Origin of the sequence: Campylobacter concisus (assembly GCF_003048775.2) — a bacterium.
GTDB classification, from domain to species: domain Bacteria; phylum Campylobacterota; class Campylobacteria; order Campylobacterales; family Campylobacteraceae; genus Campylobacter_A; species Campylobacter_A concisus_I.
This window is the reverse complement of record NZ_CP049272.1, coordinates 1,062,294-1,087,170: the sequence shown is the minus strand read 5'-3', so window position 1 is coordinate 1,087,170 and position 24,877 is coordinate 1,062,294. Positions and strand designations below refer to the sequence as shown.

Annotated in this window: 25 protein-coding genes; 14 read left to right on the top strand and 11 right to left on the bottom strand. The window is 38.3% G+C overall.

Annotated features, from left to right (window positions below):
• The first annotated feature begins 121 nt into the window (after window positions 1–121).
• The 7 genes from CVT17_RS05420 (at window position 122) to CVT17_RS05390 (ending at window position 6,071) form a co-directional block, all read left to right on the top strand.
• Window positions 122–1,006: an ABC transporter six-transmembrane domain-containing protein gene (locus CVT17_RS05420; RefSeq protein ID WP_107858711.1), complete on the top strand. Its 885-nt coding sequence runs from the start codon at window positions 122–124 to the stop codon at window positions 1,004–1,006.
• On the top strand, window positions 984–1,904 hold the full coding sequence (locus tag CVT17_RS05415; RefSeq protein WP_107858712.1) for a cation diffusion facilitator family transporter: 921 nt from the start codon (window positions 984–986) through the stop codon (window positions 1,902–1,904). The genes CVT17_RS05420 and CVT17_RS05415 overlap by 23 nt, the downstream gene beginning before the upstream one ends.
• A gap of 118 nt (window positions 1,905–2,022) precedes the next feature.
• Entirely contained in the window at window positions 2,023–3,813 is a 1,791-nt protein-coding gene (lepA, locus tag CVT17_RS05410; RefSeq protein ID WP_107770268.1) for a translation elongation factor 4, read from the top strand.
• 173 nt (window positions 3,814–3,986) lie between these two features.
• Window positions 3,987–4,217 carry a 2-hydroxymuconate tautomerase family protein gene (locus tag CVT17_RS05405; RefSeq protein WP_009294206.1) on the top strand — a complete coding sequence of 77 codons (231 nt, stop codon included), beginning with the start codon at window positions 3,987–3,989 and terminating at the stop codon, window positions 4,215–4,217.
• Window positions 4,211–4,933 carry a hypothetical protein gene (locus tag CVT17_RS05400; protein ID WP_107858713.1) on the top strand — a complete coding sequence of 241 codons (723 nt, stop codon included), beginning with the start codon at window positions 4,211–4,213 and terminating at the stop codon, window positions 4,931–4,933. Before CVT17_RS05405 ends, CVT17_RS05400 begins: the two co-directional genes overlap by 7 nt.
• 11 nt (window positions 4,934–4,944) lie before the next feature.
• Window positions 4,945–5,502 (top strand): YajG family lipoprotein, encoded by a 558-nt coding sequence (locus tag CVT17_RS05395; RefSeq protein WP_107770271.1) that lies wholly within the window; start codon window positions 4,945–4,947, stop codon window positions 5,500–5,502.
• Window positions 5,502–6,071 (top strand): ComF family protein, encoded by a 570-nt coding sequence (locus CVT17_RS05390; RefSeq protein WP_107770272.1) that lies wholly within the window; start codon window positions 5,502–5,504, stop codon window positions 6,069–6,071. The genes CVT17_RS05395 and CVT17_RS05390 overlap by 1 nt, the downstream gene beginning before the upstream one ends.
• A 58-nt stretch (window positions 6,072–6,129) precedes the next feature.
• Here the strand turns inward: CVT17_RS05390 and CVT17_RS05385 are convergent, their stop codons facing one another.
• From CVT17_RS05385 to murJ, 10 genes are all read right to left on the bottom strand, one after another.
• Window positions 6,130–6,768, bottom strand: coding sequence for a YggS family pyridoxal phosphate-dependent enzyme (locus tag CVT17_RS05385; protein ID WP_196373553.1), 639 nt, complete (start codon window positions 6,766–6,768; stop codon window positions 6,130–6,132).
• Window positions 6,765–7,874, bottom strand: coding sequence for an RIP metalloprotease RseP (rseP, locus tag CVT17_RS05380; protein ID WP_107770273.1), 1,110 nt, complete (start codon window positions 7,872–7,874; stop codon window positions 6,765–6,767). The genes CVT17_RS05385 and rseP overlap by 4 nt, the downstream gene beginning before the upstream one ends.
• 197 nt (window positions 7,875–8,071) lie before the next feature.
• Window positions 8,072–8,617: a CDP-diacylglycerol--glycerol-3-phosphate 3-phosphatidyltransferase gene (gene pgsA / locus CVT17_RS05375; RefSeq protein ID WP_107858714.1), complete on the bottom strand. Its 546-nt coding sequence runs from the start codon at window positions 8,615–8,617 to the stop codon at window positions 8,072–8,074.
• Between the two features lie 33 nt (window positions 8,618–8,650).
• On the bottom strand, window positions 8,651–9,439 hold the full coding sequence (locus CVT17_RS05370) for an enoyl-ACP reductase (RefSeq protein ID WP_087577136.1): 789 nt from the start codon (window positions 9,437–9,439) through the stop codon (window positions 8,651–8,653).
• The gene (dapA, locus tag CVT17_RS05365; protein WP_035167707.1) at window positions 9,439–10,308 is read right to left on the bottom strand and encodes a 4-hydroxy-tetrahydrodipicolinate synthase; all 870 of its coding nucleotides are present in this window, start codon (window positions 10,306–10,308) and stop codon (window positions 9,439–9,441) included. Before dapA ends, CVT17_RS05370 begins: the two co-directional genes overlap by 1 nt.
• A 26-nt stretch (window positions 10,309–10,334) precedes the next feature.
• A complete protein-coding gene (locus CVT17_RS05360; RefSeq protein ID WP_107776514.1) occupies window positions 10,335–11,576 on the bottom strand; it encodes a M16 family metallopeptidase in 1,242 nt (413 codons plus the stop codon).
• Between the two features lie 11 nt (window positions 11,577–11,587).
• A complete protein-coding gene (locus CVT17_RS05355; protein ID WP_107770541.1) occupies window positions 11,588–12,661 on the bottom strand; it encodes a quinone-dependent dihydroorotate dehydrogenase in 1,074 nt (357 codons plus the stop codon).
• A gap of 53 nt (window positions 12,662–12,714) precedes the next feature.
• On the bottom strand, window positions 12,715–14,439 hold the full coding sequence (locus tag CVT17_RS05350) for an ABC transporter ATP-binding protein (protein WP_107858715.1): 1,725 nt from the start codon (window positions 14,437–14,439) through the stop codon (window positions 12,715–12,717).
• On the bottom strand, window positions 14,432–15,826 hold the full coding sequence (gene cysS, locus CVT17_RS05345) for a cysteine--tRNA ligase (protein WP_107858716.1): 1,395 nt from the start codon (window positions 15,824–15,826) through the stop codon (window positions 14,432–14,434). Before cysS ends, CVT17_RS05350 begins: the two co-directional genes overlap by 8 nt.
• Window positions 15,813–17,213, bottom strand: a complete 1,401-nt coding sequence (gene murJ, locus CVT17_RS05340) for a murein biosynthesis integral membrane protein MurJ (protein WP_107858717.1) — start codon at window positions 17,211–17,213, stop codon at window positions 15,813–15,815. The genes cysS and murJ overlap by 14 nt, the downstream gene beginning before the upstream one ends.
• 123 nt (window positions 17,214–17,336) lie before the next feature.
• Between murJ and CVT17_RS05335 the strand changes: the two genes are divergently transcribed.
• From CVT17_RS05335 to CVT17_RS05305, 7 genes are all read left to right on the top strand, one after another.
• Window positions 17,337–19,250 carry a flagellar assembly protein A gene (locus CVT17_RS05335; protein WP_107858718.1) on the top strand — a complete coding sequence of 638 codons (1,914 nt, stop codon included), beginning with the start codon at window positions 17,337–17,339 and terminating at the stop codon, window positions 19,248–19,250.
• Between the two features lie 17 nt (window positions 19,251–19,267).
• Window positions 19,268–19,822, top strand: a complete 555-nt coding sequence (gene ruvA, locus CVT17_RS05330; RefSeq protein WP_107770282.1) for a Holliday junction branch migration protein RuvA — start codon at window positions 19,268–19,270, stop codon at window positions 19,820–19,822.
• A gap of 10 nt (window positions 19,823–19,832) precedes the next feature.
• On the top strand, window positions 19,833–20,873 hold the full coding sequence (locus CVT17_RS05325; RefSeq protein ID WP_107858719.1) for a D-alanine--D-alanine ligase: 1,041 nt from the start codon (window positions 19,833–19,835) through the stop codon (window positions 20,871–20,873).
• 64 nt (window positions 20,874–20,937) lie between these two features.
• Complete coding sequence (locus CVT17_RS05320; RefSeq protein ID WP_021091404.1) at window positions 20,938–21,168, top strand: type II toxin-antitoxin system Phd/YefM family antitoxin; 231 nt, start codon at window positions 20,938–20,940, stop codon at window positions 21,166–21,168.
• A complete protein-coding gene (locus CVT17_RS05315; protein WP_107770284.1) occupies window positions 21,158–21,940 on the top strand; it encodes an alpha/beta fold hydrolase in 783 nt (260 codons plus the stop codon). The genes CVT17_RS05320 and CVT17_RS05315 overlap by 11 nt, the downstream gene beginning before the upstream one ends.
• Window positions 21,937–23,361: a Mur ligase family protein gene (locus tag CVT17_RS05310; protein WP_107770285.1), complete on the top strand. Its 1,425-nt coding sequence runs from the start codon at window positions 21,937–21,939 to the stop codon at window positions 23,359–23,361. The genes CVT17_RS05315 and CVT17_RS05310 overlap by 4 nt, the downstream gene beginning before the upstream one ends.
• Window positions 23,358–23,798: a hypothetical protein gene (locus CVT17_RS05305; RefSeq protein ID WP_107770286.1), complete on the top strand. Its 441-nt coding sequence runs from the start codon at window positions 23,358–23,360 to the stop codon at window positions 23,796–23,798. The genes CVT17_RS05310 and CVT17_RS05305 overlap by 4 nt, the downstream gene beginning before the upstream one ends.
• Before the next feature lie 11 nt (window positions 23,799–23,809).
• Here the strand turns inward: CVT17_RS05305 and CVT17_RS05300 are convergent, their stop codons facing one another.
• Window positions 23,810–24,823 (bottom strand): hypothetical protein, encoded by a 1,014-nt coding sequence (locus tag CVT17_RS05300; RefSeq protein WP_107858720.1) that lies wholly within the window; start codon window positions 24,821–24,823, stop codon window positions 23,810–23,812.
• Window positions 24,824–24,877 lie beyond the last annotated feature (54 nt).

Below are 24,877 nucleotides of genomic sequence, written 5' to 3'. Positions count from 1 at the left end.
ACTGATGAGCGAAGTATAATATTTTTTAGTTGTAATGTCAAGAGTTACAACAAAAATTTATCAAAATTTGCAAATTTAGGCTAAAATTTACGAAAGATTTATGATAACTTGGAGTTAAAATTTGCAAAATAATGCCTTTAAAACGCTAAAGAGCATAGCGACCGATCACAATAAAAATCTCATTTTGACCTTTGCTTTGGTGTTAGCAGAGAACGGACTTTTTCTTGCTTATCCGATATTTGCGGGCTTTGCGATAAACGCAATCATGCAAGGAAATACGTTAAATGCCCTCATTTACGCACTTTTTGTGCTCATAGCGTGGCTTGTAGGAGCCATTAGGCGCCGCGTGGATACGCAAGTTTTTGCAAATATCTACGCAAAGCTTGCTGTAAATGTCATCATGAATGAAAAACAAAATGCCAAAGACGACTCCGCCATCATCGCTAGAGTAGCGCTCTCGCGAGAGTTTGTAAATTTCTTTGAGACGCATTTTCCTATGTTTTTTACATCGGTTATTTCGATCATCGGCTCAGCGTTTATGCTCATTTTTGTCGAGTCAAAGGTCGCTGTGGCGTGCTTTGTCGTGATGATCGTTTTTCTTATATTTTTACCAAGATATATCAAGAAAAATGACGACCTTTATCTTCGCTTAAATGACCGCCTAGAAAAAGAGGCAAAGGTGATAGGTGTTTTTAACAAAAGCACGCTAAATAGGCACTACGACGTCGTTTCTAAATTTCGTATAGCGATCTCAAACAGGGAGGCGATGAGCTATTTTATCATCGGCATTAGTGCTTCGCTGCTCTTTTTGGTGGCGATAATAGTGCTAAGCTCGCAGCAGACAAATGCCGGCCACATCTACTCTGTGATGACCTATATATGGAATTTCGTCATCAGTCTTGACGACTCGCCAAAGCTCATCGAGGAATTTTCAAATTTAAAAGATATAGGCAAGAGGATTGACGCCCAAAAGAAGGATAATGATGCACAACAAGAGCGTTCTTAGAAATTCATTTTTTCTAATTTTCACGTTTATGATAGTTGAGGCCGTTTTTGGCTTTGTTTCAAACTCGCTTGCGCTCATTAGCGACTCATTTCACATGCTCTCAGACGCTGCGGCTCTCTTTTTGTCGCTGGTAGCTTTTAAGATCGCAGAAAAAAGGGCAAATTTACAAAAGACCTTTGGCTACAAAAGGGTCGAGATCATCGCTGCTTTCATAAATGCTATCGCTCTTATCGCGCTGGCTATCTTTGTCATAGTCGAAGCTATCATTAGGCTTTTTAGTGAGCCAGAGATAGAGGCTGAAACGATGCTTTTTGTTAGTATTTTGGGGCTTGTGGTAAATTTAGTCGTAGCTATTTATATGCATAAAAGCGCTGATACAAAAGAAAATTTAAACATGAAAGGTGCTTATCTGCATGTGCTTGGTGATACGCTTGGCTCAGTTGGCGCCATCGTTGCAGCGCTTCTTGTGATGAAATTTAACTTCACGCAGGCCGATAGCATCGCAAGTATTTTTGTCTCGATGCTGATCATAAAAAGTGGCGCTAGCTTGCTAAAAGATAGCTTTAATATCCTGATCGAAGCCGTGCCGCTTAAGCTTGATACGGATGAAATTTTAGGCGTTATAAAAGGCGTAGATGGCGTTAAAATCGTGCATGACCTGCATATTTGGGCGATAAATGCTGGCACAAATGCGCTCATAGCCCACGTGGTGGTGGATGATGCGCTAAGCGTGGCTGAAATTTCAAAGATGATAAAGCAGATCGAGCACGAGCTTTCTCATGCAGGCATCGGCCATGTCACGCTTCAGTTTGAGAGCGAGAGCCTTGGGCACAAAGCTGGTCTCATCTGCGAGTTAAATGACGATGAAGGACATGAGCACTTTGGACATTGTCATTAAGATTTTTAAGAATAGAGCCAAGCTCTAGTGACGGGCTTATGATAAAAATATATTTATTGGCATTTAAATCAACTTTAGGCAAAATAAAGCCCAAAATTTAGTAAAAAGTAAAGCTTATATGAAAAACATCAGAAATTTTAGCATCATCGCTCATATCGACCACGGCAAAAGCACGCTTGCTGACCGCCTCATACAGGAGTGTGGCGCCGTCAGTGACCGTGAGATGAGCAGCCAGATCATGGATACGATGGATATCGAAAAAGAGCGTGGCATCACGATAAAAGCCCAATCTGTTCGCCTAAACTACGCACTAAACGGTGAAAATTTTGTTCTAAATTTGATAGACACTCCGGGCCACGTCGATTTTAGCTACGAAGTGAGCCGCTCTTTAGCCAGTTGTGAGGGCGCACTACTAGTAGTGGACGCTAGTCAAGGCGTAGAGGCACAAACCATCGCAAACGTCTATATCGCACTTGAAAATAACCTAGAGATCATCCCAGTCATCAATAAGATCGACCTACCTGCGGCTGATCCTGCTAGAGTAAAGGATGAGATCGAGCATATTATTGGACTTGACTGCTCTGGAGCGATTGAGGTGAGCGCAAAAAGCGGCATCGGCATAAAAGAGCTGCTTGAAGCGATTATCACAAGAATTCCTGCGCCAAATGGTGATGCAAATAAGCCTGCAAAGGCACTAATTTATGATAGCTGGTTTGACAACTACCTTGGCGCGCTTGCACTTGTGCGTGTTTATGATGGTGAAATTTCAAAAAATGATGAAATTTTGGTTATGGGCACAGGTAAAAAACACATCGTGCTTGACCTCATGTATCCAAATCCTATAGCACCGATCAAGACAAAGAGTCTTTCTGCTGGCGAAGTAGGCATCGTTGTACTCGGACTTAAAAATGTTAGTGACGTCCAGGTGGGCGATACGATTACACAGGCTAGAAATCCATTAAAAGAGCCAGTAGGTGGCTTTGAGAGGGCTAAGCCATTTGTTTTTGCGGGACTTTATCCGATCGAAACTGATAAATTTGAAGATTTGCGTGACGCACTTGATAAGCTAAAGCTAAATGACAGCTCGATAAGTTACGAGCCAGAGACCTCGGTCGCACTTGGATTTGGCTTTAGGGTTGGCTTTTTAGGTCTTCTTCATATGGAGGTAGTTAAAGAGAGGCTGGAGCGTGAATTTGACCTTGATCTCATCGCCACAGCGCCGACCGTGACATACGAAGTCATCCAAACTGATGGGCTAAATTTAAAGATACAAAACCCAAGCCAGCTGCCACCAGTAAATAAAATAGACTCGATCCTTGAGCCATATGTGAAAGCGACTATCATCACACCAAGTGAGTTTTTGGGCAACATCATCACGCTTTTAAACAACCGCCGTGGCATACAAACAAAGATGGACTACATCACGACTGACCGCGTGCTGCTAGAGTACGACATACCGATGAACGAGATCGTGATGGACTTTTATGACAAGCTAAAATCAAGCACTAAAGGCTACGCGAGCTTTGATTATGAGCCTAGCGACTACCGCGTAGGCGATCTAGTAAAGCTTGATGTAAAAGTGGCTGGCGAGACGGTCGATGCACTCTCTATCATCGTGCCTGAGAGCAAGGCGCAGACAAAGGGTAGGGACTTTGTAAAGGCGATGAAAGAGATCGTGCCTCGTCAGCTCTTTGAAGTGGCAATACAAGCTAGCATCGGCAATAAAATAATCGCTCGTGAGACAGTGAAATCAATGGGTAAAAACGTAACAGCCAAGTGCTACGGCGGCGACATCACTCGTAAGAGGAAGTTGCTTGAGAAGCAAAAAGAGGGTAAGAAACGGATGAAGGCGATAGGTAAGGTGAATTTGCCGCAAGAGGCATTCTTATCAGTCTTAAAAATAGACTAGCGGCGTGCCGTGAGCGCCTTTGAATGAGCTTTAAATTTTCTCTCTTCGATGGACTATTTGTCCTATCTTGATCGAAAATTTATGCGCAACATCCAAAATCATCTCACGACATTATGACTTGTCTTGTGTTGTTTTGATAGGTTTAAATACTAAATTTACAAAAAAGGAGCGCTATGCCATTTGTGAAAATTTGTGTGACAAAAGAGGGCGATAGCCCAAGTGTTGAGCAAAAAGAGAAGATGATAAGTGGAGTTACAAAGCTAATAAGTGAAATTTTAGGTAGAAGTGCTCAAAATACCGTTGTCATTATCGATGAGATCGATACGAATAACTACGGCATCGCAGGCGAGAGTGTGAAAAATCTCCGTAAAAAACAAAAAGAGCAAAAGGAAGTAAAATGCTAAGAATGACATTACTGGCAGTTTTTGCAGCTATCTTTCTAACTGGCTGTGTGGCTAAAGCTAGCCTTTGTCTATCATGTGAAGGAATAGATGGCGTGCAAAGTGCGAGCATAAACAGCGAAGATAAGATGTATTTTGAAGAGGTTATGAGGATACCGGCTGATTGCAGTGCTTGTAAAGGCAGGGGTGATGGTCTTTTTATAAATGGTGTCAAATATAAAAGTGATGTAGCAATAAACTGCTGCTTGGAAAAAAACATGATCGATACTAATGTTGGGCTAAAAAAAGTTTATTTTCACAGGATTGTCGATGCTAGAAATAGCGCTAGATCGATATATTACACAGGTATCGAAGGAAACAGTGCAGTTTTTAACTCAAATCCGCGCCTTGAAGTGCTTTTTTACATGTTTTTGCAACGTGAGTTAAATTCTCGCGGGATCGTTGTTGTCGATACTCAAACATCGCCTTATACATACAGGCTTGATTTTAGATTTGACGAGCTTAGGGGAAGCTATTCGGGAAGTTCAGAAATTTTAAATGGACATCTAAAAGGTCTTCTTGTGCTTTCAAATATAAATTTCAAAAAAACTTTACCTATCTCGACTAGGCACCATGTGGAGAAGCTAGAGGCTTCAGAGTCTAGTCAGTTTGACTTTTTTATCGCACTTTTAGTTAAGCAAGCTGCGATAAAAGTAGCCGATGAGATCACTAAACTTTAAAAGGAAAAACGATGAATAAATTTAAATTTTTAGCTATTTTTGGACTTTTTGTTTTATTTTTAACTGGTTGTGCACCAAGTCAAAGTGTTGTCGCATTTGATCCATATAAGGCTGCTGCGAACCACCAAAATAGCGGCTTTGAGGCCTATATAAGTGCAGTGCATGACAACCGCAAAAACAAAAGTACCATTGCTACGATTACTGATAGCAAAGGAACAGTAAAAGAATATGTCGTGCTCCAAAACGATCTTGCTACTTATTTTAGTGATTCGCTCAAAAAAGAGCTTATGGCGCGCGGTGCAAATGTGAATGGCATGGGTGGCGTCGTGGTTGAAATTTTTATCAACGAGTTTGAAGCAAATATGAGCGGATATGGTACTGATAATACAAAAGGTAATATTAAGATTACACTTAAGATCCAAAAAGGCGATCAAAGCATTGTTAAAAATATTTCAAATAATCAAACCAAATTTGAGTTAATTCCCACAGGTGGAGCATTTAAATCATTTTTGACTGAAATAATAAATGATGCTATCAAACGCACTGCAATTGCTATTTTAAATAGCTAATGTTTTGTGCGTTTTGCAAGAGCTTTACATTAAATACGTTTTGTAAAATTTGCTCACAAATTTTAAGCGAGCCAAGCCCGATAGTAAGAGAACTAGAGGGCTTTAAAATTTATAGCTTTTACGGCTACTCTGAAATAAAAGAACTCATCCACTCCAAGCACCAAATGCACGGATATTTTATATATAAAAACTTAGCCAAATTTGCATTTAATAAATTTGCTAAAAGCTTTAGCTTTCCAGAGCAAGTCTATGCTTTGCCAATAGATGATAGAGTTCATTTTGGCTACTCGCACACGGCTATTTTGGCAAATGCACTAAGGGCTAAAAATCTAAAGCCCATATTTCATGCGCTGCATGCAATCAGTAAGATCAGCTATAGTGGTAAGGATTTGCAATTTAGACAAAATAACCCAAGAAATTTTAAAATCCTAAAAAAGATCACTGCGCCAGTTATTTTAGTAGATGATATCGTAACCACTGGCACAACGATACTTGAGGCTAAAAATACTCTAGAAAAAGTTGGTGTAAAAGTACTTTTTGCTCTAGTTTTGGCTGACGCTAAATATTAATTTAGTAAAAATTTATCGAGTCCCAGCAGTAGAGGCAAATCAGGCAAAAGCGATAAAATTATAAATAAAGCATAGTGCCAAGGCGAATCATATTTGAGCCGCATTTTATCGCTAGTTCGAAGTCACTACTCATGCCCATCGAGCAGATAGTTGCACCTTTTGGCTTTAGGCTATCAAAAATTTTATAAGTTAGCTCAAAGCTTTTTTGAATCTCTTTTGGCTCATCCACATGTGCTCCGATACTCATCACACCTTTTAGATTGATATTTTTGCACTCGCTTTGGATACGCTCATAAATTTCTACCGCATTTGCTACGCTTACACCTTGCTTTGTGTCTTCATCAGCCGAATTTATTTGAAGCAGAGTATCGAGCTTGTAATCGAGTCTTTTATCGACCTCTACAGCCCTTTCAAAGCTATCGCAGCTTTGCCATAGTGTGGGCTTTAGACTTATCATTTGATTTATTTTGTTATTTTGCAAGCGACCGATCATATGCCATTTTATATCAGTAAAATTTTGCAGTTCTAGCTCTTTTTTGGCTAGCTCTTGGACTCTGTTTTCGCCAAAATTTCTTTGCCCTTGTGCGTAAAGCTCCCTTACTTCATTGCATGTCACATTTTTGCTAACGGCGATTAGCGTCACGTCTTTGCTTAAATTTTCTATCTTTTCAAGTAGATCTTTTAAAACTATCATCATAAACCTCCGATTAGTTTCCTGATATCATTAAAGGTCGCAAGCACCATTATACAAAGCAGTAGCACCCAGCCGCAGTAGGTGAGTATGACTAGCACCCGCTCATTTACCTCGCGTCTAAAAACTAGCTCATATAGGTTAAAAAGTATGTGTCCGCCGTCAAGTGCTGGGATGGGGAATAAATTGAAAACACCTAAATTCACAGAGATGAGCGCAGTGATGAGAAGTAGCACGCTAAGGCTGATCTGAGCGGCCTTTGAGGTGACATCGGCAATCTGCACGATACCGCCAACCTCTTTTAGTGGCACGGCTCCACTGACTATCTTAGTAACGCTTTTAAAGATGAGTTTTGAAGCCTCGATAGTCTCGCCAAAGGCAAATTTTAGGCTGCCAAGACCTGTGTGATAAATTTTTATCACTTCGCCGTTTGACTTAATGCCGATTAGTGGTTGCTGCATCTTTTCATTAAATAAATTTATCGTCTCGCCTATCTTTGGTGTTAAATTTATGCTTAAAATTGAGCCGTTTCTATCTATCAAAATGGTGCTTGGCTCAAGTTTTACATTTTTGCTGATCTCTTCCCACTCGGTTATTTTTACGCCATTTATCTCTAAAATTTTATCGTTTATTGCTATGCCAGCGCTCGCGGCTGCTGAACCTTCAACTATATATCCAACTATTGGCGCACGTTTTTCAACACCGATAAATCCAAGTAAAATGTATATTAAAAATGCCAAGATAAAGTTAAAAAATGGCCCTGCAAAGAGGATGTAAATTCGCTTTATAGGGCTTAGCACGTTGTAGCTGTCCACGTCGTAGTTTTTGGTCTTTGGGTCGGTGTCGTCTTGACCTTTTAGCTGTACGTATCCACCAAGTGGGATCGCGCTTAGGCAGTAGTCGGTGCCGCCAACGTTTTTGGTGTAAATTTTCTCGCCAAATCCAATACTAAAGGTGTTTATCTTTACACTAAGTGTTCTTGCTGCCAAAAAGTGGCCAAGCTCGTGAAAAAATATGAGAAAACTAATGGCTAAAACGGTCACTAAAAAATAAAACGAATACGCATAAAGCCCGATGCAAAGCAGGGCTAGCGTGAAGAGAATGCCTTTCAAAACTTACCTTTTTTTGAAAAAAATTGATGAGATTTTAGCCAAAGTTTATAAATTTACTCTCAAACGGCATTTAGCTAAAAATTTCTTTTAGCTAGGAGAAATTTTTAACTTAATTTTACTTATTTAGAAAATGAAGTTTTTATTGTTTATATAAATTTTGCAAGTAAAAACTTTGGGCCTCACGAACGAAAGAAATTTTAGCTCTTTTTCATCGCCTTTATATAGGCAAAGATATATTCAAACCCAGAATAAAGCGTAAGCGCAACAGATATCCAGAGCAAAAGTTCGCCACCAGGCCAGCTCATCAGTAAAAATCCAACCGCAAACATCTGTGAAACGGTCTTTACCTTGCCGGCCATTGATGCAGCGACTTCGACGCCGTCACTTGCCATCACGACACGAAAGCCAGTTATAAAAAATTCTCTTACCAAGATTAGATAAACAGCCCAAGCGCTCGCTCTACTAAGCATCATAAGACCTAAAAATGCAGCCAATATCAGCATCTTATCAGCTAGCGGGTCAAGGATAGCGCCAAGCTTGGTCTTTTGATCCCAGCTTCTTGCGATGTAGCCGTCAAAAAAGTCAGTCACCGAGGCGATCACAAAAATAAGAGCTGCGAAGTAATTTATCCAGCTTATGTGAATTTGTGTAAAAATTCCTGGCGCATTTACGAGCATAAAAAACATAAGTGGAGCCAGTAGTATCCTAAAAAATGCCAATGCGTTTGGTAAATTTAAACTCACAAATATGCCTTTATGCTTAAAATTTCACTATTCTCATTTAAAAGTCGTGCCACCATCTATTATAAATGTATGCCCAGTCACCCAGCTAGCCTTAGATGAGCATAAAAATAGACATGCTCCAGCTAGATCAGCAGGCTGTCCCATGCGGTTTAGTGGGCTAAGCTTTGCCGTCATGTCGCGTACTTCTTCGTAGTTGGTAAAGGCCCTTAGTGCGTCTGTCTCGATAGGACCGCCACTTACGACGTTTACGCGGATATTTTTCTCTCCAAGCTCGGTCGCAGCGTATCTTGCCATGGCTTCAACGGCTGCTTTTGCTGTGCCGTGACCTGCGTAGTTTTCGATATAGACTAAATTTCCAGTAGATGATAGGCTAATGATGCTACCACCGCCAACTTTTTCCATGCGTTTTGCAGCTTCTTGGGTGCCTACGACAAAGGCATTTACGGTTGCTGTAAAGATATTGTTTATGCCTCTTGGTTTTAGCTTCATAAATTTAGTGTATCCACCAGCTACTGCGCGACCTGAGATGATAGCATTTGAGATGAAAAAATCAATCCTATCAAAATCCTCGTCTATCTTTAAAAATAGCTCTTTGTAAGTCTCTGGTTCGAGAATATTTAGCGCGTAAGCTCTGGCTTTTATCTTATAAGTAGCCTCAAGTTCTTTTGCCTGCTCTTTTGCAAGCTCTTCGTTTGAGTTGTAGGTAAATGCTATGTTTACGCCAGCTTTTGCAAATTCTTCAACTATGGCTCTACCAATGCCTCTAGTGCCACCGCTGATAACTAGCGTTTTACCTTTAAATTCGTTTAGTGTGTCCTTCATTAAAAACCCTTTATTTCGTAATTTTTTATTACTTCTTCTATCTTTTTAAAATTTTCTTTACTTGGTTTGCAAAGTGGCAAGCGGTACTCCAAAGAGTCGATGAGTCCAGCTAGATACATCGCCGCTTTGATCGGTATCGGATTGCTTTCGCAAAAGAGCGTTTTATTTATAGTATATAGATTATCGTTTATTAGTTTTGCTTTTTTGTACTCTTCGTTCATCGCAAGGTGCGTAAGCTGTGAAATTTGATCTGGCAAGAGGTTTGCAGTAACCGAGATAACGCCTTTGCCACCATTTGATATGATAGGATAGTTGATCGCATCTTCGCCGCTAATGACTACTAAATTTGGCTCGTGAGCTAGTAAATCTACGCATCTATCTATGCTGCCTGTAGCCTCTTTAATACCGTAGATATTTTTACACTCTTTAAAAAGCCTAAAAACAGTCGCTGGCAAGATATCCACGCCAACTCTGCCTGGAACATTATAAAGAAGCACAGGGATTTCAATGCTATTTGCAATGGCTTTGTAGTGCTCGTAAAGCCCTTCTTGTGTTGGTTTGTTGTAATAAGGTGCAACTGAAAGGATGCCATCAGCGCCATGAGCTTGAGCAAATTTAGCGATACCAATAGCTTCGTGAGTCGCGTTACTACCAGCACCAGCTAGTACTTTTACATTTGTACCTTTACACGCATCTACGGCTATTTCGATACAAATTCTATGCTCATCATGCGTCAGTGTTGCACTCTCGCCAGTAGTTCCAACTGGTACAACGACATCTATGCCGTGTTTTATCTGTCTTTTTATTAGCTTTTCAAAACTGACTTCATCTACTTTTTGATTTTTAAATGGCGTAATGAGTGCGGTCATCGCACCTTGAAGCGAATTTTCCACGTTTATTCCTTTTTTAATATTATTGTTGTGCTGGTTTTTTCATTAAAATATCTATTTGCTATCTCTTTTAAAAGCTTGGCATCTATCTTATCGATATTTTTTTCAAGCTCATAAAGTGGCTTTATGTCGCCTCTAGCAAGGTATGAACCATATAAATTTGCAACCTTGCTTGCACTCTCAAATGAGTAAATAAAATCAGTTTTTATCAAATTTTTAACTCTTAAAACATCATCTTTGTCGATTGGTTTATTTTTTAAATCATCTATGATCTTTAAAATTTCAGCCTCAACCACGTTTGCTTCGACATCTGGGTTGCAAACTGCTAAAAATATAAATAAATTTTCATCAACACAGCTCATATTATAAGCATAAATTTGATTTACGAGCATTAGCTCATCGATTAGACGTTGCTGTAAAATAGAGCTTTTGCCAGTGGCTAGATATTCACTGATCGCATTTAGCCCTACTTGATCAGCGTGTTTAAAATTTGGGATTTTATAAGCGATCGCTAGCATTTGTGTTTGGCTATCTTTATAGATGATAGCTCTTCTTGCGCCGTCTTGTTCAGGTTCTTTACAGTGAGATTTTGGGATGGCTCTTTTGTTTTTTATATCGCTAAAATTTTTCTTAGCCAGTTTAAATGCCTCATCCTTGCCGATGTCGCCACTTATCATCAAAATCGCATTTTTGGGCTGATAGTATGTGGCGTGAAATTCTTTTATGTCAGCGATCTTCCAGTTTTCGATATCTTTTATAAAGCCTATTGGCGTCCAGTGGTATGGGTGGTAGATAAATGCGTGGTTGTAGAGCCTAAAATATAGATAACCCATAGGGTTGTTGTCTGTTCGCCACCTACGCTCTTCATGCACGACGTCTCGCTCTGGCTGAAATTCTTTGTCTTTTAGGCTTAAATTTTTCATAAGCTCAGCAAAAAGCCCAAGCGTTTTATCTAAATTTTCATTTGAAGCTTTTATAAAGTAGTGGGTGTAGTCAAAGCCTGTACTTGCGTTATTTACGCCGCCAAAGCCTTTTACGATCTCATCAAACTCCCCAGCTCGTAAATTTTTGGTTGATTTGAAATTTAGATGCTCGAGCATGTGAGCGATGCCACTTTTGCCCATCACTTCGTTTCTTGAACCAACTTTATAAAAGACATCGACGCTTATCACTTTTGAGTCCGGATTTACTGGTATGTGATAAATTTCAAGTCCGTTTTCTAGTTTTGTTTTATTAAATTTTATCAATCTTTTGCCTTTTATTTTTTAACATCTATGCCGACTGCTTCGCTAATAGAGGCAAAGCCGTCTCGCTTTAAAAGCTCTAAAATTTCTAAATTTATATCTCTTGCGACCATCGGACCTTTAAAGATAAAGCTTGTAAAAATTTGCACTAGATTTGCTCCCATTTTTATGCGCTCATATGCCTCTGCACCGCTATCTATGCCGCCACATGCGATAAGTGTCGTCTTGCCATAAAGCTCGTCTGCCACGGCTTTAAATATCTCTTTTGACTTTTGAGCGATCACCTTACCACTTAGTCCGCCAAAATCTTTTAAATTTGACGAGTGAGAGAGCGAGTAATCAACGCTTGTATTTGAGACAAGCACGCCACTAGCGCCGTTTTCTATCGCGCAGCTACAAAGTTTGATCGCATCTTCGTGGCTCATATCAGGAGCTATTTTAAAGATGATTGGTTTTTTAGTAAGTGGTAAAATGACGCTAAAAAGCTCTTTTATGAAGCTCTCATCTTGCAAGGCTCTTAAATTTGGCGTGTTTGGCGATGAGACGTTTATGACAAAGGTGTCGCAAATTTCGCTAAATTCTCTTACTAAAATTTCATAGTCTTTTATTGCATCTTCGTTTGGTGTGACCTTATTTTTACCGATGTTTGCCCAGATAGGTAAAGTATAAGGATAAAGTTTTTTGACTCTATTTTTAATAGCCTCGCAACCATCGTTGTTAAAGCCCATCGCATTTTGGATGCTCTCTTCGTCTACGAGCCTAAAAAGTCTTGGTTTGTCGTTGCCAGGTTGAGGTTTTGGAGTAAATGTGCCAAATTCTAAATACCCAAAGCCAAGAGCCGTGAGTGCTTCAAACATTGTGGCATTTTTATCAAAGCCCCCAGCTATGCCAACTGGATTGTGATAAGTGCTTGAGAATAAATTTTGTTTTAGTGCATTGTCGTCTACCACGCACTTGTTTGCTACAAAGCTTAATGATCCTGGAAAAATTTTATTTGCTCCGATCATTGCAAGTTCTGCGATTTTGTGGGCAGTTTCAGGATCAAATTTAAAAAATATAGATTTTAAAGTTTCGTAGTTTAAGCTCATTTTAACCTCTTTAAAATGCCTAAAAATTTGTGCAAATCTTAGCAAAAATCGCCTTAAACTAAGGCTTTGCCTTTAAGTTTTGCATAAATTTCATTTCTCTTACTAAGCTCTTCGTCACTTCCAGTATCAACTATCCTTCCGTTGCTTAAAACCGCAATTTTATCAGCGCTTTCAACCGTGCTTAAACGGTGAGCGATGACAAAGATGATCTTCTTGCTTCTTAGGTTGTTTATGGCTTTTGTGATCTCTTTTTCACTCTCATTATCAAGTGCTGAAGTGGCCTCGTCAAAGATGAGAATTTGCGGGTTTTGATAAAGCGCTCTTGCTATTGCGATGCGTTGTCTTTGACCGCCTGAAAGGTTTGTGCCAAATTCATTTAAGATAGAGTGGATACCATCATCTAGTTTGCTTACAAACTCATAAGCATTTGCCATCTTTAGCGCATTTATCACGGCATCTTCGTTAAATTCTCTGCCGTAAGCCACGTTTTTAGTGATCGTGTCGTTAAAGATATAGACACGCTGTGTTACAAGGCCGATATTTTGGCGAAGTGAGTGGATTTTGATATCTTTTAAATTTGTTTCATTTATTAAAATTTCTCCGCTATTTACGTCGTAAAATCTCATGAGCAGATTCATGAGCGAGGTTTTTCCGCCACCACTTGAGCCAACAAGGGCTATAAATTCTGACTTACGAGCCTCTAAATTTATCCCTTTTAAAACCTCTTTGTCACCGTAGCTTAGGCGGACATCATTAAATTTAATCAAATTTATCTCTTCACTTAGCTCTTTTTCGCCATCTTTTATTTCACTTACTTTATCCATCAAGAAAAAGGTTCTCTCGCTCGCGGCGATGGCGTCTTGCATTTTGTTGTATATATTTACGATACGTTTTAGTGGAGTGTAGAGCATGAAAAGCGCAGTTAAAAATGAAAAGAAAGCACCCATGTTTATATTTCCGTCGATGACGTCTTTGCCTCCTATTATGATGACAGCTGCCACGCCTATTGAGCCAATTGTTTCCATTAGTGGACTTACTAATTGCTCAATTTTTACGGTTTTAAGATTTAGCTTGAAAAATTTGTTATTTTCTTCAACAAAACGTGAATGCTCGTATTTTTGGGCATTATTTGCCTTGATGATCTCGATATTTGTAAAAATTTCACTCAAGGCTGAAGTGATATCGGATGTCTTTTCTTGCGACTGCTTTGAAATTTTTTTCATCTTCTTTGCAAGGCGCGAGATCGGATAAATGGCTACTGGCATGACCACAAGTGCAAAAAACGCCAATTTAGGGCTTTGATATATGACTACACAAAGCAGGCCTATGATAGTTACAAGCTCTCTAATAAGCTCAGGTATGAAACTTGAAACAATAGATCTTATGCGCTCTATGTCGTTCGTGGTTCTGCTTATTAGCTCGCCTGTTCTAAAATCATTAAAAAATTTCATGTCCAAATTTAGTAAATTTTCGACCATCTTTTCACGAAATCTTCTAATCGTATCTTGGCCGATATATGCCGTAAAATAAGCCTGCATAAATGTACCTATATTTTTTAACACATAAATGGCAATAATCGCACATGGCAACAAATAAAGCAATGTTTCGTTTTTTTCAACGAAAATTTTATTTAATACTGGCTCCACCAGATACGCACTGACTGCTGTTCCACCACTTGCAAGCCCCATGCCGATGAAGGCTAGGATGAAGTGTGGGATGTAGTCTTTAAAATATGGGCCAAATCGTTTTAGTACATCTTTTAAGCCAAAGTTATTCATTGTTTTTCTCCCAAACTGCGCCATTTGGTGTATCCATGATAGAGATATTTAGGCTGGAAAGCTCATCTCTTATCTCATCAGCCCTTGCAAAATTTCTCTCTTTTTTAGCTACCGCGCGCTCATCAAGAAGTTTTTGGATATGCTCTTTTTGCTCGTTGCTTACACCAAATTGAAAATACTCCACATAGTTTGTGATAGCAATGCCCAAAATTTCACTTATGAGCTCCAAATTTGCCACTACTTCGGCCTTATAGACTTTATCTTTTGGGCTATTATCAAGCCTTTCGTTTGCTATTTTTACAAACTCATCAATACTTGCAAGTGCTTTTGAAGCGTTTAGATCATCACTTAGTGCCTCAAGTAGCTCATTTTTAAAGCTCTCGTTTATAGCGCCAGCTTGCACGCCATCAACCCTTTTTTTAAGGCGATAAATTTTATCTAGCCTCTTTTTTGAAGCCACTAAGTCTTCATCTGAATAATTAAAATGCGCCCTGTAATGGCTCGTAAGCAAGTAATATCTAAGTACTTCACCATGAACGTTTTTTAGGGCGTCTTTTACAAAAAAGCTGTTATTTAGGCTCTTGCTCATCTTTTCGTTATTTACTTTTATAAAGCCGTTATGCATCCAGTATTTGCTCAAATTTTTATGATAGGCGCATCTGCACTGGCTTGCTTCGTTTTCGTGGTGCGGAAAGAGTAAATCGATGCCACCAGCGTGGATGTCGATCTCAAATTTATCATTTTCTTTGTCACTTAGAAATTCTCTTATCATAGCCACACATTCGGTGTGCCAGCCAGGGCGACCCTTGCCAAATGGGCTCTCGTACCATTTCTCGTCAAATTTCCAAAGCACGAAGTCTTTTTCATTTCTTTTCTCGCCAAAACTAGCCACGCGCGCGATTAGATCGGTGTTATTATCCTTACCACTAATGCTAAAATATCCACTATCCTTGCTCGTATCAAAGTAAATTCCATCGCTCGTTTTATACGCGAAGCCTCTATCCATAAGCACCTTGATGTAGCTAATGATCGCCTCTAAACACTGCGTAGCCTTTGGTTTAAAGTCTGGATCAAGCACGTTTAAAGCGCCCATGTCGCTCTCGTAATGCGCTATATATTTGTTTGTGATCTCCTCTAGGCTTTGACCAGTCTGCGCCATTTTATTTAAAATTTTATCGTCGATGTCGGTGTAGTTTCTTGCAAATTTAACCTTGTAGCCAAGCGCTTTTAAAACCCTTCTTAAAAGATCAAAGCTAACGGCTGACTTTGCATGCCCCAAATGTGCGTCGTCATAGACCGTTGGACCGCATAGGTAGATGCTAACTTCACCTTCTTTTATTGGGCTAAACTCAACCTTTTCTCTTTTAGAAGTATCAAAAATTCGCATTAAATATATCCTTTAAAAATGTTAAACCAAAATAGAGCAAAACCGCCAAAATAGCGATGGCGGCTATAAATTTAGGCTCGATTATAGCTAAAAATCGCTTAGCTCCAAAGGCTCTTATGTATAAAATAAGCTGTAAAAATCCCCCAAGTGAGCTTGCAAATGCAAGACCAGCTGCTCCAAATTTCTGCATCAAAATGACAGCTAGGATCAAATTTATCACAAGGCAGACGATAGAAATTTTGGCTGCCTCTTTTTGCTTCATATTTGCATAGAGCCAAAGTGAGAAAATTTTAGCCAGTCCAAATGGCGTAAGCCCCACCAAATAGGCACTTAGCACCTTGGCACATTCAATGGTGTTTGCCCTTACGAAATTTCCTCTCTCAAACAATAGCCAGATGATAAACTCACTTAGCACGACGCCTGTGATCGTGGCTGCAAGTAGGGCGCAAAGTAGCAAGTAAAAGCTCTTTTTTGTCCAAACTAGGGCGTTTGCTTCGTCTTTTTGCTTTAAAAGTCTGGTGATCTTTGGGAAAAGTGCCTGAGAGAGCGCGATCGCAAAGATGGCAAGTGGGAGCTGAAAAATTCTATTTGCATAAAAAAGATAGCTTATCGAGCCACTTACCAAAAAGCTAGCTAGCCAAGTGTCCATAAATGCGCTTATCTGCATCGCACTTGAGCCAAGCAAGCCGTGATAAAAATTTATAAAAAAACCTTTGCTCTGCGCTCTTTTGCCTTTAAAGTATCCGCTTAGACCGCCCCAAAAAATTTTATTTAAAGCGTTAAATTTCATAGCGATTAGATGCACCAAAATTTGCAAAATACCGCCTGCAACGACGCCAAAGCTAAGATAAAGTGCGACCACGCTTTCACTATTGCCACGAGCCAAAAGTAATGAAGCGATCATGGCTAAATTTAGTAGCGCTGTAGAAAACGCAGTCGTTGCAAAGTGCCCTTTGTACTGAAGCAGCGCACCCATGAAAGTGACGATATAAACAAGGGCTAGATAGTAGAAATTTATACGCACAAGCGGCACTGCATCCATGATATTTTGCTCGCTTAAACCGCTTGCGATGATCTTTATAAAGTAGGGCGTAAATAAATTTACAAGAAGCGTTAATGCGCCTATAAAAAGTAGAAATTTGATGAAAATTTCAGCCTGAAAGATCGCTTTTTTCTTGCTATTTGCAAAATTTGGCAAAAATGCCTGCGTAAAGGCACCTTCTCCAAAGATACGCCGAAATAAATTTGGTATTTTAAAAGCGATAAAAAAAAGATCGCTAAATATGCCAGCTCCAAGGATGGAAGCTGTTAAAAGGTCTCTTATAAGTCCAAGAATTCTTGAAACCATAATGCCAACTGAGTTTGAAAAAAAACCTTTTATAAACATCGCTCACCTAAATTAAATTTGAAAACACAATAGTAACAAAAGATGCTTTAAAGCTTACATAACCCAAATTTAATAAAATTTTGGCGATAATAAGAGCCAAATTTTATGTGAAATGGATCAATTTTGAGCGAGAACGTGCAAGAAAACGAGAGATTTTTACCGCCAACGCAAATTCAAACTTCAACACCTTATATATCGCTTAAAGAATTAAGCAAGCAACACAGCGTACCGGTAGAATTTATAGATTTTAAAATTTTAGATATTTTGACTTATTATAAAAATAAAGATAATGAAGAGCCAGTTTTTGTCCCCGAAGAAAATTTAGACTTTTTTGATGATAATGCATTTTATCTTGACGAGACACTAGAGATCGAGCAGGTCTATGACGTGGAATTTTTTGATGTTAGGCTAAATGCTGTGCCAAAGCTTCCAAAGATAGAAATCGGTGTAAATTCAATGGTTACAAAAGTAGTCGCAAAGGTAAAAGCCACAAAAGATTGTGAATACGAACATCATTACGAAGATAAGCTTTTTGAATATATCGCCAAACAGCTTATGAAGGCTCAAATTTTAATAGGTATAAGGATCGGCAAACTAAAAGACGAGCTAAAACAAATCGCCTCAGTTGTGCATGTAAAGGGCGAACTTGATAAAGACTACATACTAAATATAACACAAGGTATAAATCCAAAAAAAGCTACCGATGCAAAGATACTTTACTACTACAAAGATAAACTTGATGCGATAAAAGAAGAAGACAAGATTGATTACGCTGATAGAGGTTTTGTTTTTGGCGTGGCACAAGATGAAGTGATAATGGAAGAGAAAAAGTCTCACGAAGGGCAAAATGGCCGTGATGCGAGAGGCAAATTATTAGCAGTAGAAGAGCCAAAAGAAGATACTGGCAAAGAGATAAGTATAAGCGAAAATATAGAGAGAGTAGAAAATGACGATAGCATAATATATATCGCTAAAAAATCAGGATATGTAGTTGAGAAAAATGGCTCATTTGATATTGAAGAGCGTATAGAGATAAATGAAGCAAATTTTAAAACAACTGGCTCTATTCAAGCAGGCACTGATACAAATGTGACTTTGGTGGTTAGGGAAACTGATACTATAAAAGATGCCATCGGCACTGGCATCATCGTAGAGGCTGACGAGATCGAGGTAAAAGGAAACGTCGGTGCAAATGCGATGGTTAAAGCAAATGAAGTAATAATCGGCGGTCAAACACACCAAAAGGCTAAAATTTATGCAAAGAATGCAAAAATTTCTATCCATATCGGTAAGGTTGAAGCTGAAAATGTCGAGATAGATAGGCTAGAAGGCGGAAACGTCGTAGCAAAAAGAGTTAAGATAAATAGCGTCGTTGGTGGCTCTATAACCGCTCAAAATATCCAAATAAATACGCTCGGCTCAAACTGCACTATCACAGCTTCACACTTAATAGACGTAAGATATCTAAGAGGCACTGATAATAAATTTATAATCGATACTAGCAAAATGCCCGAAAGTGCTGAGGCTACGCAAGAGCAATTAAATAAGATCGAATATACAAAAGCAGAGCTTGCTTCGCTTCTAAAAAATATTGAAACAAAGAAAAATGTCATAAATGAAAATAAAGACTCGATTTATACCATAAAAGCAAAGGTAGAAGAGCTCTCAAAAGCTAAAGTGATACCGCCAGTTACCTTCATGAAAAAGCTAAAAGAGTATCAAGGTCTAGTCAATGAATACAACACTTTGCTAAAAATTTTTAAAGATAAAAAAGAGTTGCTAGCTACTCTAAAAGATGAGCTTGAGATCATGCAAAATGGAATATTTTCTGCAAAAGTGATAAATAGAGGCAACTGGGTTGAACTAAATGAGATTAGATTTGTTATCGTTGATCCTCCACAAAATGTCACTTATATCTCAAAGCAAAATGAAACTGCTCATGCTATTACTTTGGAGAAGATCGGCGATGGCGATGAGGCTGAGTATAAGATCAAAAAGTCAAATAAATTAGAAGACTACACAGATACAAATTTTTAAGAATAAAAGGTTAAATGATGATAAAAGCGATCGAAGGTATCGTTAGCAAAAAAGATCCCGCATTTGTGATACTTAAAACAAATAGTGGCGTAAGCTATGGAATTTTTATCTCACTTTTTTGCTCAGCAAAACTTAGTAAAGGCGAAAAGATCGAGCTTGCCATAACGCAGATCATAAGAGAAGACGCAAATTTACTATACGGCTTTTTAGACGCAAATGAGCAAAAGATGTTTGAGATGCTTATCAAGCTAAATGGCATCGGAGCTAGCACAGCGATGGCGGTTTGCTCAAGTCTTAGCTCACAGGCATTTACAAATGCCATAATAAGCGGCGACGCAGACACCTTTAAAAGCGTGCCAGGTATCGGACCAAAGACAGCTAGACGCATCATAGCTGAGCTAAGCGACGCAAAGCTAATAAGTGACGAGAGTGTGCCAAGCTACCAAAATGAGGCACTTTTAGCACTTGAAGCGCTTGGCTTTAAGCGTGAGAAGATAGTGAAAATTTTGCCTGAGTGCAAGAGTGAAAATACAAGTGATCTTATAAAAGAAGCATTAAAGAAATTAGGATAAGGATAAAAAGATGAATTTAGGTGTGATATTTGGAGCAAAGAGCTATGAACATGAGATAAGCATAGTTAGTGCGATAGTTTTAAAAAATGTCCTAAAACAAGAGCTAAAATTTATATTTTGCGACGCAAATAGAGATTTTTACCTGATCGAAGAGAAAGATATGAGAGCAAATTTCTTTAGCTCTGGTAAATACAAAAATTCAAAAAAGCTCATTTTGTCTAAGGGCGAATTTTTCATACACTCTCTCTTTGGCGATAAAAAAGTAGAGTGCGACGTCATTATAAATTTGATCCATGGCATGGACGGCGAAGATGGCAAGATAGCGGCACTTTTTGACTTTTACGGCATAAAATATATAGGTCCAAGGCTTGAAGTAAGTGCGCTTAGCTACAACAAAGAGCTTACTAAATTTCTAGCACAAAAGGCTGGTGTAAAGGCGCTTGACTATGAGATGCTAACTCGTCAAAGTGAGCCAAAATTTCACTATCCTATTATCTTAAAGCCAGCAAGACTTGGAAGTAGCATAGGTGTAAACATAGTGCATGACGCCAGCGAGCTAGCTTATGCAAAAGATGTGGCATTTGAGTTTGATAAGGATGTGCTTGTCGAGCCTTTTATAAAGGGAGTAAAAGAGTACAACCTTGCAGGCTGTAAGATAGATGGAAAGATAAAATTTTCTATCATCGAAGAGCCAAAAAAGAAAGAATTTCTTGACTACGAGCAAAAGTATCTTAGCTTTTCAAATGAAAATAAGGTAAAAGAGGCTGAAATTTCTGAAGAGCTAAAGCAAAAGCTTAAATTTAACTTTTCAAAAATTTATGATTGTGGATTTGACGGGGCGATCATTAGATGCGACTTTTTTGTGATAGATGATGAGGTCTATCTAAATGAGATAAATCCAAATCCAGGAAGCCTTGCAAACTATCTATTTGAGGATTTTGAAAGCACTTTAAATGCTCTTGCAAACTCACTTCCAAGAGAGCGTAATATAAAGATCGATTATAGCTTTATAAACTCGATCACTTCAGTAAAAGGTCGCGGAAAAATTTAGGCCATTTAGTAGATTATAAAGTAGTTTGTGATATTTTACGTAAAATTTTACATAAAGAGCGACAATGGTAACTTTTACAAAAGATGAAATTTATACAGCAACTGAAGTGGTTAGAAATTTTAGTTCAGTGCTCTCTCGTGTGGGAGCTAATGAATTAAAAAGAGCGGTCATTGTTAAAAATAATAAATTTGAAGCAGTGCTTTTAAATATGGAAGAGTATGAGCGCCTTTGCGAAGCAGTGAGCGTGCTTGAGAGTATTTATACTGCAAAAAAAAGAGAGAACGATGGCGAGTAGGGCGGTAAAATACAGCTCAGACGAGTATGAGATCAGCTACGAAGTAGTAAATCCAAAATGCAAAAAAATAGTGCTTTTCTTGCACGGCTGGGGCGCTAATAAAGAGATAATGAAAAAGGCTTTTGGCTCATATTTGAGCGAGCTGTGCCATGTTTATATCGATATGCCAGGCTTTGGTAAAAGCTCAATTACTGATCCTTTAAAAACAAGCGATTATGCAAAAATTGTTGAAAATTTCTGTGATGAGCTTGGCATAAAGCCAGATATCATCGTAGGTCATAGCTTTGGTGGTAAGGTCGCAACGCTTCTAAAACCGCCACATCTTGTGCTTTTAAGCTCAGCTGGCATAGTTGTCAAAAAGCCATTTATCGTGCGAGCAAAGATCGCTATTTTTAAAATTTTTAAGCTTTTTGGATTTGGAAAATTTTATAAACTCTTTGCTACAAAAGATGTGAGTGGTATGAGTAGAGTGATGTATGAGACCCTAAAAAACGTTGTTGATGAGGATTTTACAAAGCATTTTGCCAGCTTTAGTGGTAAGGCTTTGATATTCTGGGGCGAAAATGACAAGGCAACGCCTATAACAAGCGGGGAGAGCATACATAAGCTTATAAAAAATAGTTCATTTTTCCCGCTTAGTGGCGATCACTTCTTCTTTTTACTTCACGCTAAATTTATAAGTGACGAGATAGAAAAAGGGATAAATTTTGAGCCAAATGAAGCAAAAAATGTTGTGCTTGACGATGAGAGCGGTATCGAGGAGATAAGATGAATGTATTTTTAAGCATAAGCACAGTTTTATTTATCTTTGCGCTCGCTTTTTATGTGATTACTTGCTTTCAGTGGTTTTCATATAGGCCTGAGCGCGTACTCTTTCACTTCACAAAGCCCGCTTGGCACGTCTTTTTCTTCATCGTGCCTTTGGTGCTATTTTATACGACTGGCAAGTGGTTTTTTATCTACTTTTACTTTGCGCTTTTGCCAGCTCTTTATCTGTGGCATAAAAAACTTGATAAAAAGCTAGTCTTTACCGCCAGGATCAAGCACTTTTTTGTGATCCTTGCTTGCGCTATTATCCTAAACTATGCTTTAAATTTCATCATCCACAAGGCGTTTTTAGCCCCGATGCCACTTTTTGTCTTGGTTGTGAGCCTATTTTTTAGTGAAATTTTAGAAAAGATTAAATTTCAAGGCTTTAAAAACAAGGCGCTTAAAAAACTGGGTGCAAATAAAGATCTAAAAATCATCTTGATCACAGCAAGCTACGGCAAAACGAGTATCAAAAATTTCTTATTTGAAATTTTAAAAGATAGCTTCGTCTGCTACAAGACGCCTCGCAGCGTAAATACAATGGCTGGCATCATCAAAGATATCAATGAAAATTTAAACGAGCAAACGCAAATTTACATCGTTGAAGCAGGTGCTAGGCTAAAGGGTGACATTTTAGAGATCACTAAATTTCTAAATCCGCAAATCGTAATCGTAGGCGAAATCGGCGCGCAACACATTGAGTATTTTAAAACGCTTGATAATATCCGCTCTACCAAGCTTGAAGCACTTCAAAGCGCTCGTTTGCAAATGGCATTTTTACATAGTTCGACAAAAAAAGAGCCAAGCGAAAATATAGAAATTTACGATGAGAGTCTAAAAGATATCAATGCAAATTTAGATGGAATATCATTTATGCTTGATGACAAGAGTTACGCTTCGCCGCTGCTTGGTAAATTTAATGCTACAAATTTAGCCGTTTGTATAAAGGTGGCAAGATATCTAAAAATGAGCGATGAGGCGGTAGATAAAGCGCTATCTAAGATGAAAAACGTCGAGCACCGCCTAAGCAAGATCGAGGCTGGCGGCAAGCTGATAATTGACGATAGTTTTAATGGAAATTTCTCAGGCATGAGCGCAAGCTACGAGCTTGTAAGCACCTACGCTGGCAGAAAAGTGTTGCTAACACCAGGCATCGTCGAGAGTGACGCGGAGCAAAATGCAAATTTAGCCAAGGTGATAAATGAAATTTTTGATCTTGTTATCATCACAAGCTCGCTAAATGCTGAAGTTTTACTAAAGCACATCGTAAAGCCAAAGATCATCATCTTAAAGGATAAAAATAAAATGCAAGAAATTCTAGCTCAAAATACGCGTGCTGGCGATCTCATACTATTTTCAAACGACGCACCGAGCTTTATATGAAAAAGATAATTTTTTTAATCCTAGCTTTAAATTTGGCATTTGGCTTTGATATTGATGATTATGACAGAGGCATTGAGACGCTAAATGCCGGAGATTACGTAGCTGCGTATGAAATTTTTTATGATGGCTGTGAGCAAAAAGATGTGCTTTCGTGCGAAGCTTTGGGCGATATGTTTATAAATGAAGAGATAAATGAGCAAATGGATAGTGATCTAAAAAAGCACTCAAATATTGAGCTTGGCGTGAGTTATTACATGAAAAGTTGCGACCTTGGCTACCAAAATGCTTGTGATGATGTGATGAGCTTAAGGGACGATTTAAACATAAGCCTTCCAGCTGGTGTTTATGAAAATGCCAAAGCAAGGTACGATGAGATAAGACAAGAAGACGAAAAAGAAGAAGCCCTAAGCGAGCAAAATGCAACTTTGCAAAAATAAATTCTCTAGTTTTAGACTAAAATTACTTTTAGCGTATGCTCTTTTAGGCTTGCTGGAATTTTGCCATTTTCAAGCTCGATCAGTTCGCTAACTCTTAAAATATAAAAATCCTGCAAACTTCTGTTTACAAATTTTTCAAGCTTTTTTGAAAGCGTGTCAAACATATAAAACTCAGCCTCATTGCTAGCTAGTAAAAAATCAGCCCCGCTATCAAACGCATTAAAGATAGTCTTACTTGCAAGTGTAAATGCAAGCTTTTCGTTTGCTTTTAAAAGTTCAAATCCACAAGGAAATTTATTGTTTAGATTTATAAAATTTGCTCTAAATTTATCTAAATTTTCAGGGATTTTATCGCTTACGGCTATTTTAAACTCTTTAAATTTATCCAAGCTCTTTATCTTTTCAAGCTCATTTTTTGAGGTTTCATTCTCTTTTATCCCTAAAATTTCTTTAAAAAACCTAATCGCTTCGTTATAAATTTCGCTTCCGCTAAAGATAAAATCATCAATCTTGCAAGCTATTAAAATACCATTTTCATTGTTGATAAGCCTCATAATCTCATCATTTTTTTCTTTTTTATAAAGATGGTGAGCCAGTATGATAGCAGCTGCACCTATAAAATTTGGCTCGTATTCTCTCACAAAATCAGCATAAAAATATGGCTTTAAGCTTGCATAAAATTCTTTGTCTGCTTGATCACAAAATTTATCAAATGGCTTAAATTTCTCCCAAAAGTCGTCATCATTTATCTCAAGATCTAAAACCGCTCGTTTTTCATCAAGTGGCGAAATCACAAGCTCGTCTGCAATTTTTTCATATAAATTTACTAATGGTTCAGCAGTGCTCACTACGACATCATTTACTTTCACAAAGCCAGTTGTTGGCTGAAAATATGGATCAATTTTTTTAATATGCAAAAATAGTTCATCAAGGTTTGCGTAATCTAAAATTTCTAAAAAATATGGTTTAAAATACGACAAAATATCTTTTTTTGCATTAAATCTAAAAATTTCTATTTTTTGCATTTAGCTCCTTTTTTGGCTTATTTTATCCTAAAATTAAAAGGAGTTTCATTATAA

What these genes read in the sequence shown, in the direction of transcription:
- ruvA (WP_107770282.1), top strand. Translation starts at nt 19,268, where the DNA reads ATGATAAAAGCGATCGAAGGTATCGTTAGCAAAAAAGATCCCGCATTT.
- dapA (WP_035167707.1), bottom strand. Translation starts at nt 10,308, where the DNA reads ATGACCGCACTCATTACGCCATTTAAAAATCAAAAAGTAGATGAAGTC.
- CVT17_RS05300 (WP_107858720.1), bottom strand. Translation starts at nt 24,823, where the DNA reads ATGCAAAAAATAGAAATTTTTAGATTTAATGCAAAAAAAGATATTTTG.
- CVT17_RS05325 (WP_107858719.1), top strand. Translation starts at nt 19,833, where the DNA reads ATGAATTTAGGTGTGATATTTGGAGCAAAGAGCTATGAACATGAGATA.
- CVT17_RS05370 (WP_087577136.1), bottom strand. Translation starts at nt 9,439, where the DNA reads ATGAAGGACACACTAAACGAATTTAAAGGTAAAACGCTAGTTATCAGC.
- CVT17_RS05400 (WP_107858713.1), top strand. Translation starts at nt 4,211, where the DNA reads ATGCTAAGAATGACATTACTGGCAGTTTTTGCAGCTATCTTTCTAACT.
- CVT17_RS05395 (WP_107770271.1), top strand. Translation starts at nt 4,945, where the DNA reads ATGAATAAATTTAAATTTTTAGCTATTTTTGGACTTTTTGTTTTATTT.
- CVT17_RS05390 (WP_107770272.1), top strand. Translation starts at nt 5,502, where the DNA reads ATGTTTTGTGCGTTTTGCAAGAGCTTTACATTAAATACGTTTTGTAAA.
- lepA (WP_107770268.1), top strand. Translation starts at nt 2,023, where the DNA reads ATGAAAAACATCAGAAATTTTAGCATCATCGCTCATATCGACCACGGC.
- CVT17_RS05320 (WP_021091404.1), top strand. Translation starts at nt 20,938, where the DNA reads ATGGTAACTTTTACAAAAGATGAAATTTATACAGCAACTGAAGTGGTT.
- CVT17_RS05355 (WP_107770541.1), bottom strand. Translation starts at nt 12,661, where the DNA reads ATGAGCTTAAACTACGAAACTTTAAAATCTATATTTTTTAAATTTGAT.
- CVT17_RS05350 (WP_107858715.1), bottom strand. Translation starts at nt 14,439, where the DNA reads ATGAATAACTTTGGCTTAAAAGATGTACTAAAACGATTTGGCCCATAT.
- CVT17_RS05385 (WP_196373553.1), bottom strand. Translation starts at nt 6,768, where the DNA reads ATGATGATAGTTTTAAAAGATCTACTTGAAAAGATAGAAAATTTAAGC.
- CVT17_RS05415 (WP_107858712.1), top strand. Translation starts at nt 984, where the DNA reads ATGCACAACAAGAGCGTTCTTAGAAATTCATTTTTTCTAATTTTCACG.
- cysS (WP_107858716.1), bottom strand. Translation starts at nt 15,826, where the DNA reads ATGCGAATTTTTGATACTTCTAAAAGAGAAAAGGTTGAGTTTAGCCCA.
- CVT17_RS05315 (WP_107770284.1), top strand. Translation starts at nt 21,158, where the DNA reads ATGGCGAGTAGGGCGGTAAAATACAGCTCAGACGAGTATGAGATCAGC.
- CVT17_RS05405 (WP_009294206.1), top strand. Translation starts at nt 3,987, where the DNA reads ATGCCATTTGTGAAAATTTGTGTGACAAAAGAGGGCGATAGCCCAAGT.
- murJ (WP_107858717.1), bottom strand. Translation starts at nt 17,213, where the DNA reads ATGTTTATAAAAGGTTTTTTTTCAAACTCAGTTGGCATTATGGTTTCA.
- CVT17_RS05305 (WP_107770286.1), top strand. Translation starts at nt 23,358, where the DNA reads ATGAAAAAGATAATTTTTTTAATCCTAGCTTTAAATTTGGCATTTGGC.
- CVT17_RS05310 (WP_107770285.1), top strand. Translation starts at nt 21,937, where the DNA reads ATGAATGTATTTTTAAGCATAAGCACAGTTTTATTTATCTTTGCGCTC.